The sequence below is a fragment of the Acinetobacter amyesii genome, assembly GCF_002018365.1.
Classification (GTDB): Bacteria; Pseudomonadota; Gammaproteobacteria; order Pseudomonadales; family Moraxellaceae; genus Acinetobacter; species Acinetobacter amyesii.
On sequence record NZ_MVKX01000002.1, the window covers coordinates 154,217 to 171,266 of the forward strand.

The window sequence follows — 17,050 nt, forward strand, 5'->3', positions numbered from 1 at the left end:
CATGATCGCAGTATGTAATTCCTACGCTCTTTCACACATGGCAAAATGTGCTAGCACATTTGCATAATTCACCATTCTAAAGCGCTGTCTGACAACTTTTCAGCGTATTTATCTGCAAAATCCATTCACGTGTCATTTGAGGTAAATTCCAAAAAATAAAAAACCCGCCAAAGCGGGTTTTTTGAATAAATCCAGTGCAATCACTGGCATGTCATGACTTAAACATCTAAGTAGTCAAGAATACCTTCCGCAGCTTGGCGACCTTCCCAGATTGCGGTTACCACAAGATCAGATCCACGTACCATATCACCGCCGGCAAAAATTTTCGGATTCGATGTTTGGAACTTAAATTCTTGCTGTTCAGCAGCAATGACGCGACCTGAACCATCCATACTAATGTTTGATGTAGTAAACCAATCTGCAGGGCTGGTACGGAAACCAAAGGCAAGCAATACCGCATCTGCTGGTAAAATTTCTTCTGAACCCGGAACAGGTTCAGGGCTACGACGACCGCGACTGTCAGGTGCACCTAGCTGTGTAGTCACAACTTTAACACCCGTCACTTTGCCATTTTCACCCACAATTTCAATCGGCTGACGATTAAATTGGAAATCCACACCTTCTTCGCGCGCATTTTTCACTTCACGACGTGAACCCGGCATGTTTTCTTCGTCACGACGGTAGGCACAGACAACCGATTCGGCACCTTGACGGATCGAGGTACGGTTACAGTCCATCGCAGTATCACCACCACCCAGAACAATCACTTTTTTGCCTTCCATGCTGATGTATTCAGATGGATCTTTTTCCCAACCTTGCGTACGGTTGACATTGGCAATCAAGAAATCCAGTGCATCATGAACACCAACAAGGTCTTCACCCGCGAAACCGCCCTTCATGTAGGTATAGGTCCCCATACCCATGAATACAGCATCGTAATCAGCCAAAAGCTGGTCAATCGTCACATCTGTACCAATTTCGGTATTTAGACGGAATTCAACGCCCATGCCAGAGAAAATCTCACGGCGACGTTTCATTACGTCTTTTTCCATTTTGAATTCTGGAATACCAAATGTCAGCAAACCACCAATTTCAGGACGCTTGTCAAATACGACTGGCTTCACACCATTACGTACAAGAATATCTGCACAGCCAAGGCCAGCAGGACCTGCACCAATAATCGCAACTTTTTTGTCTGTCCACTTAACGTGTGACATATCTGGACGCCAGCCCAATGCAAATGCCGTATCGTTAATGTATTTTTCAGCATTACCAATGGTGACTGCACCAAAGCCGTCATTTAGCGTACACGCGCCTTCACATAAACGGTCTTGCGGGCACACACGACCACAAACTTCAGGCAAGGTGTTGGTTTGATGACACAATTCTGCCGCTTGGAAAATGCGACCTTCTGCAATCAGTTTTAACCAGTTTGGAATGTAGTTATGTACTGGACATTTCCATTCACAATACGGGTTACCGCAACCTAAGCAGCGGTGTGTTTGGTTTTTTGCAACTTCAGCTGTAAACGGCTTATAGATTTCCACAAATTCTGCTTTGCGGACAACTAGATCTTTTTTCTCTGGATCTTGGCGTGCTACATCCAGGAACTGAAAGTCATTATTTAGGCGCTCTGCCATGTCTCTCTCCGTGGGTAGGTGTAAGCATGTTTTGACTTACACCTGCCTATCAAATCTGCAGTAGTGGAATTATTGTGGATCAGCTTGAGTTGTTTTCAACAAAGTCTGCAAATTAGCAGCTTTTGGTTTCACAAGCCAGAATTTGCGGCTATAGAAGTCAAACTCGTTGCGGATCTTATACGCCCAAGCACTACCTGTTTCTTTAATATGTTCATCTAAGATACGGCACAAGAACTCTTTGTGTTCTTCCATCGACTCTGTAGAGATACGGTTCAATTCAATCAGTTCGTGGTTGTAATGGTCTACAAAGTCATTGTCGAGGTCGAGCACATAAGCGAAACCGCCTGTCATACCCGCACCAAAGTTATGACCCACTTTACCCAATACAGTCACGATACCACCTGTCATGTATTCACAGCAGTGGTCGCCTGCACCTTCAATCACAGCAAACGCACCTGAGTTACGTACTGCAAAACGCTCGCCTGCTGTACCTGCTGCAAACAATTTACCGCCTGTTGCACCATATAAACAGGTGTTACCAATGATCGCAGTATTTTGCGTTTGGAACGGTGAACCTTTAGGTGGGAAGATCGAGATACGACCGCCAGCCATACCTTTACCCACGTAATCATTCGCATCGCCTTCTAGGCTGATGTGTAAACCACCTGCGTTCCAAACACCCAATGACTGACCTGCAGTCCCTGTTAATTTAACTTTAACAGGGTGTGCTTCCATACTGAGGTTGCCATAACGTTTTGCAATCTCACCCGAAATACGCGCGCCAATTGAACGGTCACAGTTACCAATAGTGAAACCGTATTCACCACCTGTACCTGCTTCAATCGCTGGCAGCATTTCTGCCACCATTTTTTCAGCCAAGAGACCTTTATCAAATGGTGCATTGCCTTGTACTTCACAGTACTGTGCTTTACCTTCTGCCGCAGGATGCGATTGGAGTAATGCGCTCAAATCAAGGTGTGCATGTTTTTCAGTTTTACCCGGAAGCATTTCCAGTAAATCTGTACGGCCAATCAAATCTTTCAGACTTGAAACACCCAGTGCTGCTAACCATTCACGTGTTTCTTCCGCAATAAAGTGGAAGAAATTGATCAGCATTTCAGGCTCACCGATATAGTGTTCCTGACGTAAATGATCTTGTTGTGTTGCAACACCTGTCGCACAGTTGTTTAAGTGGCAAATACGTAGGTATTTACAACCCAATGCGATCATCGGTGTAGAACCGAAACCGAAACTTTCAGCCCCTAGAATCGCTGCTTTCACAACGTCTAGACCTGTTTTCAAGCCGCCATCAGTTTGTACACGGACTTTGCCACGCAGGTCATTCACACGTAGCGCCTGATGCGCCTCAGATAGACCAAGTTCCCATGGAGAACCTGCATGGTGAATTGAAGAAAGTGGAGAAGCCGCTGTACCGCCGTCATAACCAGAAATGGTAATGAAGTCTGCATATGCTTTTGCTACACCTGCCGCAATCGTACCAACACCCGGCTCAGAAACCAGCTTAACGGACACCATCGCCTGTGGGTTAACCTGTTTTAAATCGAAAATTAACTGTGATAAATCTTCGATTGAGTAGATGTCGTGATGCGGTGGCGGAGAAATTAATGTCACACCCGGTACTGAGTAACGTAAACGTGCAATTAAGCCATTCACTTTACCGCCCGGCAACTGACCACCTTCACCTGGTTTTGCACCTTGCGCCACTTTAATTTGAAGGACTTCTGCAGAAGTTAGATATGCAGGGGTCACACCAAAACGGCCAGATGCAATTTGTTTGATTTTCGAGTTACGGATTGTGCCGTAACGCGCTGGGTCTTCGCCGCCCTCACCCGAGTTCGAACGACCACCAATAGTATTCATAGCGATTGCAATGGCTTCGTGCGCTTCAGGCGATAATGCGCCTAAAGACATCCCAGCCGAGTCAAAACGTGGCAGAATTTCTTCCACGGATTCAACTTGATCGAGTGCAATCGATTGATCTGTTTTCAACTTGAATAAGTCACGAATCGTCGCGATTGGACGGTTATTCACTAGCTCTGCGTATTCTTTAAAGTCCGCATAATTACCAGAACGCACAGATTTATGCAGCGCATTGATCACGTCTGGGTTAAATGCGTGATATTCCTTACCGAATACAAATTTCAGCATACCGCCTTGATCGATTGGCTTACGTGATTTCCACGCCAAATCTGCCAATTTTTTCAAGTCATTTTCTAGATCTGAGAATGTTGCGCCTTTAATACGGCTCGGTACGCCAGTAAAGCATTTTGCAACTACTTCATCAGAAAGACCTACCGCTTCAAACAACTGACCGCCACGGTAAGAGGCAACAGTAGAAATACCCATCTTAGAAAGGACTTTCAGTAAACCTTTCTCAATACCTTTACGGAAATTCGCTTGCGCATGGATTGGGTCACCCAACAACTCACCTTTCGCGATCAAGTCATTGATCACATCATAAGCCAAGTATGGATAGATCGCAGTCGCACCGAAACCAAGAATCACCGCAAACTGATGCGCATCACGCGCCAAACCAGTTTCGACAATGATGTTGGCATCTGTACGTAGACCCACATTGATTAAATAGTGGTGAACCGCACCAGTTGCCATCAATGCATTTGCAGGTAAGAAACCTTGACGAATTTTCTTATCAGACAATACAAGTAAAGTTTTTCCATCGCGAATCGCTTGCGCAGATTCTTCACAAATACGTGCGATAGCAGCTTCTAAGCCTTCATCTTCTGCATAGTTCAGGTCGATGTCTGCAATTTCGTAACCTTTACGACCAAGAGTACGAATTTGATGCATTTTCGAATTTGACAATACAGGGCTTGAAATGATCAGACGATCTGCATGCTCTGGACCTTGTTCAAATACATTTTGTTCACGGCCGAGACATGTCTCTAACGACATAACGATCGATTCACGTAATGGATCGATTGGCGGATTCGTAACCTGAGCGAACTGCTGACGGAAGTAGTCAGACACATGGCGCACTTGACGAGACAATACTGCCATTGGCGTATCATCACCCATTGAGCCTACGGCTTCCTGTCCGCTTTCAGCGATCGGACGAAGCAATTGGTCACGTTCTTCAAACGTCACCATGAACATTTTTTGTGAAGCTTTCAGGTCATCGCCTTTTAAGCCTTGATCACATAAATATTCTTCCAGCTCTGGACTACCTTGCACACGTACTGAGTTTTCACGCAGCCACTGACGATATGGACGCATACGTTTGAGGTGATTACTCACATCTTGAGTATCGAGCATTTTGCCGGTAAAGGTATCAATTACCAAGATTTGACCCGGACCGACACGACCTTTAGACACAACGTCTTCAGGTTCATAACCCCAAACACCAATTTCTGATGCCAAGGTGATGTAACCATTTTTGGTAATCACCCAACGTGCTGGACGTAAGCCATTACGGTCAAGCATACAAATTGCATGACGACCATCTTGAATTACCAGACCTGCCGGACCATCCCAAGCTTCCATATGCTTCGAGTTGAATTCATAGAATGCACGTAAGTCAGCATCTAAAGTTTCAACGTTTTGCCAAGCTGGCGGAACCAACATGCGCAGCGCACGGAACAAGTCCATACCGCCGCCGACAAGGATTTCCAGCATATTGTCTAAGCTTGAAGAATCCGAACCTGTACGGTTTACAATTGGATTCAGCTCAGTTAAACCCGGCAACAATGGGTTTTCAAATTTTGGTGTACGCGCCATCGCCCAGTTACGGTTTGCGGTAATGGTGTTAATTTCACCATTGTGCGCCAAGTAACGGAACGGCTGTGCCAAAGGCCAACGCGGCAAGGTATTGGTTGAGAAACGCTGATGGAATACCACAATGTGTGACTTTAAACGCTCATCAGCAAGATCCGTATAGAAGTCAGCAATGGCTGCTGGCATCATCAAACCTTTATAGCTGATCACAGTTGAGCATAAAGTGGTTACATAGAAGTATGGGTCAGCAGTCAGCTGTTGTTCTGCACGACGACGTGCCATCACCAACTTACGGTTGAATTCAACCTCTGAAACACCCATTGGGCAATTCACGATAATTTGTTCAAAGGCAGGTAATGACTGCATCGCGATTGAACCCAACGCATCGTTATTGGTTGGCACAACACGCCAAGCGATGACTTTACAGCCTTCGTCTTCGATTTCTTTGGTTAAAATTTGTTTTGCATGTGCGGCTAATGCAGGGTCTAGATTTAGAAATACCGTACCCACAGCAAAGATTTCACTCAATGTAATGTCACTGAGTTTTTTCGCTTCTTCACGGAAAAATTCTTTTGGCATAGCAAGGAGTAGACCACAGCCGTCACCGGTTTTGCCATCTGCGGCAATACCACCACGGTGGGTCATACAACTTAAACTATGCATTGCGGTTTTGACGAGATCATGGCTTGCATCACCCTGCATATGGGCGATTAAACCGAAACCACAGTTATCTTTAAACTCATCCGGTTGGTATAAACCTTGAGCGGGAGCTACAGTATTAGGCGATGGCATGTGCATAGCGTACCCTTCTTTTCTTTACAGCTCTTTCGAGCACTTAACAAACTAATTTCTTGTTGCGATTCGTCTTAACTTACTCACATGAATTGTTCTGTCGAGCAAAATTATTTCTTATTCACACCCTTAAGATAAACCGAATTCATCTTTGATGCATGAATAAAAAGTCAAATTTTCTGCTTTTGCAGTTCAGATCAGGGATAACGACTGGATTAATGACTTCGCACTTTTATCGAATCATTTTCGCGCCAAAACAGGGAGAAAAGTTCAATTTACGCACCAATTAAGCAATTTGTATGCCAACTTGATGCATTTTCTCCTAAGATGGCTGATTACAAGCATTTTTTAGTTATAACAAATAATTCAAATTGTTCTTTTTTAATTTTATGCACTTTTTCTGTGCAGTTTAGACTTTTCCTAAGAGGTCTTGCGCTATTTTAGAACTAATTAAATGGATCGGTTACTTCTTGTTCTACCGGTGCAGGTTTTGGACGTGGTGCATCTACACTACTTTGTGATTTTTGCACATCAATCACATTCCCTTCCGCATCACGACGAGTCACCGTAGTACTTGTCGTTGCATTAGTTGGTGTTGTTACCGTCGCTGCAGCCGCTGCTTTTCGTGCGGCGATTTGAGCTTCATCAATTTTCGGTAAAGGCACAGATTTTAATTTAACAGCATATAACTTTTGACTCGACGACATTTCTTCCGTGCCTAAGTCATTCACATATGCTTGATATTGTTTAAATTCAACAACCTCAGGTTTGATTGAAGCAGGCAAAGCGATGTTGAGGCTCGACATTGCAGCTTTGGCATCATTTTGCGACGAATATGGTCCAGTTAAAATGACGTATTGCTCAGGATGGTCTTCACCTGAAAGACGAAGATAAATAAATTTGTGACGCTCAGGCTGCTTGCGTAAGAAGCTTTTTAAAATATCTTCTTCAGAAACCCGAAATAATTCAACACCATAAAGCTTGGCAGAGTCATTAATAAATTTAGTGCCGCGAAATTCTGGCTCATGTTGAGCTGTAGCAACCACACGGGTTGTCATATCCAGCGGACGCACTTCTTCATTTAATGCACCAAGATGGGACATTGCTGCCACTTTCTCTGGCTGAATTTGCAAATCCACTTCGGTTTCAGCTTGCTTTGCAACTTCAACCAATTCTTTGGTATCTGTAATCGCCCAGAAAACCAATGCAGCGAACAGACACACAGCTCCACCCACCAACCATGCGTAGTGATGAACTTTTTGCCATTGAGACTGCCGCGCTGCCATGATGTACCTACTCTGCCTGATTTGCCAAAATTGCCTGTTTCATTAACTCAACATCAAACTCTTTGGTGATGATGGCCTGACCTAATGATTTCAGTAAAATAAGTCGTAATTGCCCATTCAATACTTTTTTATCATGGGACATATACGCCAAAAATTCCTCTAGCGGAATTTTAGGGCAAACTATCGGTAATTGTGCACGTAAAATGATTTTTTTTGTACGTTCTAAATCTTCAGCAGTGATCCAGCCCATACGCTGGGACAAATCTGCCGCCATCACCATACCTGTTGCAACGGCTTCACCATGCAACCATTCACCATATCCCAAGTACGATTCAATCGCATGACCAAAGGTATGACCCAGGTTTAATAACGCACGTTCACCTTGTTCTTTTTCGTCATTGGCCACAATACGCGCTTTATGAGCGCATGAACGATATACTGCTTCAGCCAACAAAGTTGCATCACCTGCAACCAATGCATCCATATGTTGCTCAAGCCAAGTTAATAATTCAACATCACCCAACAATGCATATTTGATCACTTCAGCCAAACCTGCAGAAAGTTCACGTGCCGGCAAAGTTTTTAATTGCGCCATATCCGCAAGAACCACTTGGGGTTGCTGGAAGGCACCAATCATGTTTTTACCCAGTGGATGGTTAATCCCGGTTTTGCCACCGACACTGGAATCCACTTGAGAAAGCAAAGTCGTCGGCACTTGAATAAAATACACACCACGTTGATAGCATGCAGAGGCAAAACCGGTCATATCCCCAATGACCCCCCCACCTAATGCCAAAACCGTACAATCGCGGTTAAAGCCTGCTTCGAGCAAGGCATCAAAAATTAAATTCAAATGCTCTAAATTTTTATACTTTTCACCATCAGGCAAAATACATGTTGCAACGGTTTTCCCTAATGCCTCAATTGCATCCACATAATGTTTTAAATAGAGCGGAGCAACTGTGGTATTAGAGACAATCATCACTTGTTTACCCTGAATATAAGGCTCAAGTAAAGTTTGTGGATTGAGGTCACTACCAATAAAAATAGGGTAGCGACGATCACCAAGTTCAACATGTAAGGTTTGCATGAATTTAACCTTTTTCTAACGGGATATATTTTGTGAAACAATTAAATTAAAAATTTTTTGCGCAAGATCTCTCGCAGCACCTTGATTGGTTTCAATAATATAGTGCGCAACTTCGCGATAAAGAGGATCACGGGCAGCCAATAAATCTCGTAGCTTTTGCTCTGGATTTTCCACTTGAAGCAGTGGACGATTTTTGTCGCGGTAGGTTCGTTGTAACTGAATTTCCACCGGAGTATATAGATAAACAACAATACCACGTTGTTTTAAAAATTCACGATTTGGGGGCTGAGTCACTGCACCACCGCCAGTCGCCAAGACCAGTTGTTTTTTTGCAGTTAACTCATCAATGACATTCGTTTCACGACTTCTAAAGCCTTTTTCCCCTTCTTTTTCAAAAATCCAAGGAATAGTCGCACCTGTTTTACGCTCTATTTCATGATCACTGTCTAGAAATTCACGTCCTAACAATTCTGCTAAATGTCGCCCTACGGTTGTTTTTCCTGCCCCCATTGGCCCTACCAAATAGATATTTGGTAGGGTTTCAAACTCTTTGCTTGGCAAGGAGTCACCTATTTCTTTTGTTAAATTGAAAATATATTAATGATTTCTGGTAACACTGTCATTAACAATTCGCGGAGTAACAAAAATCAGCAACTCATTTTTTGCATCGCTTTTCATATCCTTACGGAATAAGCGCCCCACATAAGGAATATCCCCTAAGAATGGTACTTTAGTTTGCTTACTTTGTGTTTCCTGATTAAAAATACCACCAAGTACAACAGTTTCACCATTATTGACTAGTACATCGGTATTAATTTCATTTTTATTCAGGATAACTTCACCATTATTGGCATACCCTGCTGGTGAGTCGCTCTTAATATTCAGCTTCATTTGCACTTTACCATCTGGAGTGATGCTCGGTGTGACATCCAGACTTAATAAAGCTTCTTTAAACTCGGTAGAAGAAGTCGCATTTGAACCGGTACCCGTTATGGTTTGATACGGAATTTCTTGACCTGATGCAACTTTGGCGGGTTGTTTATCCGCTGTCAGTACTTTTGGTGTAGAAATGACTTCACCATAACCATCCGCTTGTAAAGCAGAAAGCTCTAAATCCAACATAAAATCAGAAAGACTAATCAAGCCAAAAGCAATTCGACTCGCACCTGCAGTAGTCACACCTAAGTCTACATTTAAGTTACTTGGACGTTGAATGGTATATTTCCCATCATCATCCGGAGTTTTTAAGTCCCAAAGTGTGGTATCACTACCACCCACCAATAAATGGTCATTTTGGTTAATCCCTTGAGATAAGAGACCCCATTTCACACCCATTTCTTTGGTAAAGTCGGTAGAAGCTTTTACAATCCGTGCTTCAACCATGACTTGCTTGACTGATACATCTAGCAAATCCACCATTTTACGAATTTGATCAATGTTTTGCGCGGTATCATTGATAATCAGTGTATTTGTTCGCGTATCTGCAGAAATTGTGCCACGTGGACTTAATAAGTTACCACGGTCCTCATCAGCATTATTACTATTAGACGAACCACTGTTCCCTGCTGTTTTAGACTGCGTAATCAGTTTCTCAATATCCGCTGCTTTCGCATAACTCAACGTTAAATATTCAGTCTGTAATGGTGCCAACTTCATACTTTGACGTAAGGCTTTAGCTTCTTCTTCTTCCGCTTTAATCAACTCAGAAACAGGTGCGATCCAAATCACATTACCGTTTCGACGTTTATCCAAGTTTTTTGTTTTCAACACGATATCTAGTGCTTGATCCCAAGGTACATCTTTCAAACGAAGTGTAATATTCCCCTGTACGGTATCAGCAGCAACCATATTGATTTCGGTAAAATCAGCCAAAAGTTGTAGCACACGACGTACTTCAATGTCTTGGAAGTCTAAAGAAATCTTCTTACCGGTATAATGATTTGCGGCTTTAGGACGTAATGGATTTTTATCTTCCGGACGCTTCAAACTCACTGTTAATTTATTATCCGTTTGATACGCCATATATTCATAGCTACCCGTCGACTGAATGGTAATTACCCCATTACCGCCATCATTATGTGCATCCACCGTAGCAACAGGTGTTGCAAAATCATTGACATTTAAACGGCGCGTCAAATGTGCAGGTACTTTATTGCCTAAAGTACGGATCACCACTTTACTGCCTTGTTGTTGAACATCAACGGGGGTATTTCCACCCAGTAAATCTACAACGACTTGACCTTCACCATTAGAACCCCGGTGGAAACCAATATTTGAGATGCCCTGTTGCTGACGTTGTGCTGTAGGCTGTACATAACTTGCAGATTGTGCAGAATTAATTTTTAGAATGAAGGTATTACCTTCAACACGCGTGGTAAATGCACCTGCATTGGCTAAATTCACAGTTAAGCGTGCACGTTGTGCATCCGAACTCACATCCACAGTGGTCGCTTCAGCCGTTGCAACAGGAATTGAACTTTGTTTTAAATTTTGCTGTGCTTTATCAAAGTCTAAAACCAGTCGTGATGGTTGATCGAGTTGATAAGCTTGTGGTTGCGGCGGCAAGCCATTAAACATCACGCGAATTTCAGTCCCTTGACCTGGAATTTGCATTGGTACCACATTGGTTACACTCACCTGAGCATTGGCAACTTGCATCATCGCCATTGCAACAGCCCCCATCGAAAACTGACGAAACACATGATTCATTGTATTGCCATCCCCAAAAATAAAATCTTGTACACTATTCTTCATTTTTATTCCTTTAAGCTTAAGGTGCTGGTCCAATTAATATGAGACTTCTAGGACGCTCTACATATCCTTCTCGCCCATCTGGAATAATCTCAATCAAATCAATTTGAGTCGAGGTAATATTTACCACTCGACCATGATTGAGCCCCATATAACTTCCACGTTGAATACGTTCAACCTCACCATCCGGCGTCTGAATCAAGGCTAAAATTTGCCCAGATTGGTTACGCATACTCCCCTTCATATTCAGGGTTTCGAGTGCATAACTCTCTAAAGGTTGAAGCTGACGACTCAAGTTTGGATAAACACGCTTACCTGCCATGATTTTAAGTTCTGCTGCCAATGAACTTGGCAAGAACGGACTTTTTAAAGAATGCGCTGCATAATTAAAAGTCTCGACAGGCACAAAATCTGGCGCAGGTTCAATCGCTAGTGGCGCTTGATTGCGTATATTTGCCATCTCTTGATTGACCACATCAATACGTGATTCGCAACCTGCTAATACAAATCCAACCATCACAGAAAGTGCCAATTTATTCATTTTCATTTTGGAGCCTCCTGTGTGCTTGCTGAATCTGCAGCTTTCGCAGCACTTTCAGTATTTCCTTCGTAACGATATGTTTTCGCAGAAATGACATAATCAATTTTTGGAATATCTGAGTTCTTTTCTTTATTTTCAGTTGCTGTAATCGTTAAATTATGCAAAGTCACAATCCGTGAAAGCCCCGCAATACCACTTACAAATGAACCAAAGGCATGGTAATCACCTGTTGCTTCGATATGAATTGGCTGTTCCGTAAAGAACTCTTGCTTCACTTCAGGCTCAAGACGAATAATTTTAAATTTCAATCCAGAATTCACGCCTGTTAAGTTGATATCTTCAACCAAACCTGGAATTTCAGTTTCTTTCGGCAATTGTTCTAATTGTTGATTAAAACGTGCTTCCATATCCTGCAACTGCAATTGATATTGTTGCAAATTACGTAGTTTTGAATCTTTTTCACGAAATTCATTCAACAAATTTTGTTCTTGTGCATTGGCACTTGAAATAGCTTCAATCTTGCCTTTAATCGCCAAGAAATAACCCAAAATTGCCACAAGGATAATAATAAAAATCCAGCAGGTAATTTTGACTGAAATTGGCCAACTACCATAGTTATTCGGATCTAAGGTATTGAACTGCTGTACAAACTTATCAAAAGTCATTTTCTTTTTCGGAATGACAACAGCATCTTGATTCAATTGTTCAAATTCATCACGACTCATTTTGCAGCCTCCGGAGTTGGTGTTGCTGCAGTTTGTGCGTCAGATGTTTGCGCCGATGAAGCTGACTGTCCTGCATTTGCTGCTGGATCATTAATGGTCGGCTGCGCAATTTGCTCCAAATCAGCAGTCACAGTAAATGCACCATAAGATTCTTCTACGCGAGGAACCACTGACGTTGGCGCTTTGTCTTTTTTCTCTTCAGCCACAAGGAATGAGCTCATGAAGGCATTACGATACCAAGGTGATGCTTCCAAATTACGCAGTAAATCGGCAACAGTATTTGGACTTTCCGCACGCCCTTCGATCATAAATTTGTCGCCATTACGCTCAAATTTTGTGATGTACATATTAGCTGGAGTCACACGAACCAATTCATCTACAAGATGTACTGCGATTGGACGTTGACCTTGTAAGCCTTGAATCAGCTTCATGCGTTCAATAATGGCATTACGTTGTTCTTGCAAACCATCCAAAGACTTTAATTGAACATCTAAATTTTGGTTATGACTGATAATCAATTGGTTCGCTTGTTCTTGATCTTTTAATTTGTGATCAAAGTACAACCATGTTAAGCCAACCCCAATTACCCCAATTAAGAAAGCCCCAATACAAAGTGCAATAAATTCTTTTTTTCGTTTCTCTCTTAGCTCATCACGCCAAGGGAGCAAGTTAATTTTTGCCATTAATCAAAACTCCTCAATGCTAGACCGCATGCCACCATGAGTGATGAGGCATCATTTTCAATTTTTTTAATATCAATTTGAGGTGAAAAACCCATTTGTAAGAATGGATTGGCAATCGTGACGCGGTAACCCAATTTTTGTTGAAGTAGTTTTGCAAGCCCCGGAATATTGGCATTCCCCCCTGCCAATAAAATATGGTCAATTTCGTTGAACTGTGAAGATGAAAAGAAGAACTGTAAAGAACGCGCTGCTTGTTGAACGACAGCTTCTAAGAAAGGTTCTAAGACTTCAACATCATAATCATCTGGCAAAGCACGTGTTTTTTTCGCACGACCCGCTTCTTCGAAAGACAATGCATAGCGATTTTGAATTTCCTGCGTCAATTGTTTGCCACCAAACACTTGCTCACGGGTATAAATCACTTTGTTATTCTGCATAACAGATAAGGTCGTCATACTATGACCAATATCTAAAATACCCACGGTATTCACACCCATTGGCAAAGTATCTGAGAAAACTTTAAATGCATTTTCAATTGCAAAGCTTTCTACATCGCCAATTTTTGGTGTCAGACCCGCAAGCTGAATAACTTCCGCACGCGCTTCGACATTTTCAATACGCGTAGCGACAAGTAGAACATTGACACGATTTGGATTGGATAGACGATCTGGCAAGACCTCAAAATCAAGGCTCGCTTCATCAAGTGGGAACGGAATATATTGCTCAGCATCATCACGAATCTGAATTTCACGTTCATCATCGTTCATATCTGCATCCATTTCGATGATTTTTGTAATCACCATCGACGTTGGAACTGCCAAAGCTGCATTGGTCGTCTGTGTATTGGCCAAATTAATTGCGCGCTCTAAACAGTCACCGACAGCTTCCGGATTCAATATGTTCTTTTCAACAACACTTCCTTCTGGTAATGGGACCAAAGCATAGCTTTCTACCCAATACCGCCCACTCTTTACAGAAAGTTCCAAAACCTTAACAGAAGTCGAACTAATATCTACTCCTATTAACCCCTTATTTGGCTTACGATATAACCTGAGCACAATATAATTCCTATTATTTTTTTATCCCCAAAAAAATTAACCCACTAATTAGCATTGGTCTATAATTTTATACAGATACAATAACTCATCTAACAATCCGTATATCGAAAGGATATACTGACCACCAATTAGTTTGCCATTAGCTCTTATTAAAACTTACTTGTTATGAAAAAGCTATCTTGTTCAGGCCTTGTTCATCCATTTTTTTTGGCCATTATTATTATTTTGGTCGCAATTCCAATGGGTTTCTATGGCATGTATCTCTATATTGCCCCGTCTTTGCCTGAAATGTCCATCTTAAAAAAGGCTCCATTATTAAAACCATTACAGGTTTATAGTGCTGATAATGAGCTGATTGCAGAATATGGTGGCAAACTTTCGGTCCCTGTAGAGTACGACCAAATCCCGTCTCATTTCATTCATGGCTTTTTAGCTGCGGAAGATTCTTCGTTTTTTGAACACAGCGGAATTAGTTTCAAAGGATTGGGGCGTGCCGTCAGTGAAAGTATTACGGGCTCAGATGTGCAAACCGGTGGTTCAACCATTACCATGCAGGTTGCAAAAAACTATTATCTGACTCCAGAGCGTACTTTAAAACGTAAACTGACCGAAGTTTTCCTTGCTCGAAAAATTGAACAAAATCTAAGTAAAGAAGAAATTTTAACGCTGTATGTCAACAAAATCTTTTTGGGCAAAAATGCCTACGGGATCGCAGCAGCCGCAAAAATTTATTATAACAAGAGCTTGCAAGATTTGAGTTTGGCTCAAATGGCAATGATTTCAGGCTTACCCAAAGCACCTTCAAAATATAATCCTGTAGCCAACCCAAAACGTGCTTTAGAGCGTCGTAATTGGATTTTAGGCCGTATGTTGCAATTGGGTTATATCAATCAATCTGAATATCAAAAAGCGATTGCTGAACCGATTAATCTCGATATGCCTGACCGCGGGGTCAGTAACAAATTCCCCTACGTCGGGGAAATGGTTCGCTCCGAGCTCGTAGAAAAATTTGGCGAACAAGCGACTGATTCTGGCTATAAAGTCTATACCACCATCAACAGCCAACGCCAAGCCTATGCTGAGCAGGCTGTACAAGAAGGTCTCGAAGCTTACGATAGACGACATGGTTGGCGTGGTGCAGAAGCACATGATGAACCCTTAAAAAACTTTATTCCATATGCCAACACCTATCCTGCCGAAGTCACTAAAGTTAACAACACCAGTATCGAAGTGTTGATGCAAGACGGCAGTAGTGTGACAGTTCCATGGTCAGGTCTGTCTTGGGCACGCCCCTATCGCAATGCCAATAGTGTAGGCAATGCGCCAAGCAAAGCCTCTCAAATTGTAAAAGTAAAAGATATTATTCGCCTACGTCCGAATGCGGATAAAAGCTCATGGGCTTTGGTACAAATTCCAAAAGCGCAAGGTCAATTAATTGCACTTAATCCCAACAATGGTGGAATTGAAGCCATTGTGGGTGGTTATAATTTTTATCAATCTAAATTTAACCGTGCTCTACAAGGCTGGCGTCAGCCGGGTTCAACCATTAAACCCTTTGTTTATGCTTTAGCACTTGAACGTGGCATGACTCCGTATTCCATGGTCAATGACAATCCGATTACCATTGGCAAATGGACGCCTAAAAACTCTGACGGTCGTTATTTGGGGATGATTCCTCTACGCCGTGCCCTATATTTATCACGTAACACAGTTTCAGTTCGCTTATTACAAGTCGTCGGAATTGAACGTACTCGCCAATTATTTATGGATTTTGGCTTACAAGAAAACCAAATTCCACGTAACTACACCATTGCTTTAGGTACCCCACAGGTGTTGCCGATTCAAATGGCGACCGGTTATGCGACATTTGCCAACGGTGGATATCGTATTCAACCCCATTTTATTAGCCGTATTGAAGATGCTTATGGCAAAGTGATTTATCAAGCCAATCCTGAATATGCATGTATTCAATGTATCAATCAAAAGGACGAAGTTGAATCTGCAGATCCGACCACGCCGGATGATGAAGTGATTGAAGTCACCAATCAAGATAACAAACCTGCTGAATCGAAAATTTCCGATACGGAAGCAGCAAACTATAAGCAAGCTCAGCGGATTTTGAAGTCGAGTTCGGCCTTTGATATGGCGAACATCTTGCGTGACGTGATCCAACACGGTACAGGTCGAGCGGCTTTAAAAATTGGTCGCGGCGATTTAGGTGGTAAAACCGGTACAACCAATGATGCAAAAGACGCGTGGTTTGCTGGATTTAATGGAAAATTGGTCACTGTGGCTTGGGTCGGTTTTGACCAACCCTCTACCTTAGGTCGTCGTGAATATGGTGGTGTTGCAGCACTGCCGATTTGGTCAGATTTTATGGCGAAATCCCTCAAAGGCACACCTGAAGCTTGGGTTCGTTTAGATACTCATGCCAAGAATCCAATCAACCGTAATTCGGCTAAAGCGACTCAAGGTCAACCTGAACAAGATCGTGCAGCAACACCACCGATGGCTCAACCGCTGTATCGTCCTGCGCCTGTTGCACCGAAGCCGCAGGCTTCGCAAAATGATTTTGACGACCTTCCTGGGTCTACTGAAACCAATCTTGCACCGACTCGAACTGCGCCTCCGCCGATGCAGCCTAAACCACAAGGTGCAGAGCATAAAACGGACGCACTTGATCATCTCATCGATCAAGTTCAGTAAATAAGTTGCATAAAAAAGCCCTCAA

11 protein-coding genes are annotated in these 17,050 nt (G+C 42.6%); 1 reads left to right on the forward strand and 10 read right to left on the reverse strand.

All coding sequences use genetic code 11. The features are described 5' to 3' along the window. Positions 1–218 precede the first annotated feature (218 nt). The 10 genes from B1202_RS04400 to B1202_RS04445 all read right to left on the reverse strand — a co-directional run bounded on the left by B1202_RS04400 (position 219) and on the right by B1202_RS04445 (position 14,319). Positions 219–1,640: an FAD-dependent oxidoreductase gene (locus B1202_RS04400; protein WP_078189374.1), complete on the reverse strand. Its 1,422-nt coding sequence runs from the start codon at positions 1,638–1,640 to the stop codon at positions 219–221. Positions 1,641–1,709: 69 nt separating this feature from the next. After that, entirely contained in the window at positions 1,710–6,185 is a 4,476-nt protein-coding gene (gltB, locus tag B1202_RS04405; protein ID WP_171262585.1) for a glutamate synthase large subunit, read from the reverse strand. Positions 6,186–6,631: 446 nt separating this feature from the next. Next, complete coding sequence (locus B1202_RS04410) at positions 6,632–7,471, reverse strand: hypothetical protein (protein WP_078189376.1); 840 nt, start codon at positions 7,469–7,471, stop codon at positions 6,632–6,634. A 7-nt stretch (positions 7,472–7,478) separates the two neighbouring features. Beyond that, a complete protein-coding gene (gene aroB, locus B1202_RS04415) occupies positions 7,479–8,561 on the reverse strand; it encodes a 3-dehydroquinate synthase (RefSeq protein ID WP_078189377.1) in 1,083 nt (360 codons plus the stop codon). A 15-nt stretch (positions 8,562–8,576) separates the two neighbouring features. Further along, positions 8,577–9,122 carry a shikimate kinase AroK gene (gene aroK, locus B1202_RS16575; protein ID WP_078189378.1) on the reverse strand — a complete coding sequence of 182 codons (546 nt, stop codon included), beginning with the start codon at positions 9,120–9,122 and terminating at the stop codon, positions 8,577–8,579. 36 nt (positions 9,123–9,158) lie between these two features. Next, positions 9,159–11,270: a type IV pilus secretin PilQ gene (gene pilQ / locus B1202_RS04425; protein WP_171262597.1), complete on the reverse strand. Its 2,112-nt coding sequence runs from the start codon at positions 11,268–11,270 to the stop codon at positions 9,159–9,161. Positions 11,271–11,331: 61 nt separating this feature from the next. Continuing rightward, entirely contained in the window at positions 11,332–11,859 is a 528-nt protein-coding gene (locus B1202_RS04430; protein ID WP_078189380.1) for a pilus assembly protein PilP, read from the reverse strand. Then, complete coding sequence (locus B1202_RS04435; protein ID WP_078189381.1) at positions 11,856–12,578, reverse strand: type 4a pilus biogenesis protein PilO; 723 nt, start codon at positions 12,576–12,578, stop codon at positions 11,856–11,858. The genes B1202_RS04430 and B1202_RS04435 overlap by 4 nt, the downstream gene beginning before the upstream one ends. After that, the gene (locus B1202_RS04440) at positions 12,575–13,261 is read right to left on the reverse strand and encodes a PilN domain-containing protein (protein ID WP_078189382.1); all 687 of its coding nucleotides are present in this window, start codon (positions 13,259–13,261) and stop codon (positions 12,575–12,577) included. The genes B1202_RS04435 and B1202_RS04440 overlap by 4 nt, the downstream gene beginning before the upstream one ends. Beyond that, a complete protein-coding gene (locus B1202_RS04445) occupies positions 13,261–14,319 on the reverse strand; it encodes a pilus assembly protein PilM (protein ID WP_078189383.1) in 1,059 nt (352 codons plus the stop codon). The genes B1202_RS04440 and B1202_RS04445 overlap by 1 nt, the downstream gene beginning before the upstream one ends. A gap of 165 nt (positions 14,320–14,484) precedes the next feature. Between B1202_RS04445 and ponA the strand changes: the two genes are divergently transcribed. Further along, entirely contained in the window at positions 14,485–17,025 is a 2,541-nt protein-coding gene (gene ponA, locus B1202_RS04450) for a penicillin-binding protein PBP1a (protein WP_078189384.1), read from the forward strand. The last annotated feature ends 25 nt before the right edge of the window (positions 17,026–17,050 follow it).

Excerpts from the sequence above, each read along its gene's own strand:
- B1202_RS04435 (WP_078189381.1), bottom strand. The coding sequence starts at position 12,578 with ATGAGTCGTGATGAATTTGAACAATTGAATCAAGATGCTGTTGTCATT.
- aroB (WP_078189377.1), bottom strand. The coding sequence starts at position 8,561 with ATGCAAACCTTACATGTTGAACTTGGTGATCGTCGCTACCCTATTTTT.
- pilQ (WP_171262597.1), bottom strand. The coding sequence starts at position 11,270 with ATGAATCATGTGTTTCGTCAGTTTTCGATGGGGGCTGTTGCAATGGCG.
- B1202_RS04440 (WP_078189382.1), bottom strand. The coding sequence starts at position 13,261 with ATGGCAAAAATTAACTTGCTCCCTTGGCGTGATGAGCTAAGAGAGAAA.
- B1202_RS04400 (WP_078189374.1), bottom strand. The coding sequence starts at position 1,640 with ATGGCAGAGCGCCTAAATAATGACTTTCAGTTCCTGGATGTAGCACGC.
- ponA (WP_078189384.1), top strand. The coding sequence starts at position 14,485 with ATGAAAAAGCTATCTTGTTCAGGCCTTGTTCATCCATTTTTTTTGGCC.
- gltB (WP_171262585.1), bottom strand. The coding sequence starts at position 6,185 with ATGCCATCGCCTAATACTGTAGCTCCCGCTCAAGGTTTATACCAACCG.
- B1202_RS04430 (WP_078189380.1), bottom strand. The coding sequence starts at position 11,859 with ATGAAAATGAATAAATTGGCACTTTCTGTGATGGTTGGATTTGTATTA.
- B1202_RS04410 (WP_078189376.1), bottom strand. The coding sequence starts at position 7,471 with ATGGCAGCGCGGCAGTCTCAATGGCAAAAAGTTCATCACTACGCATGG.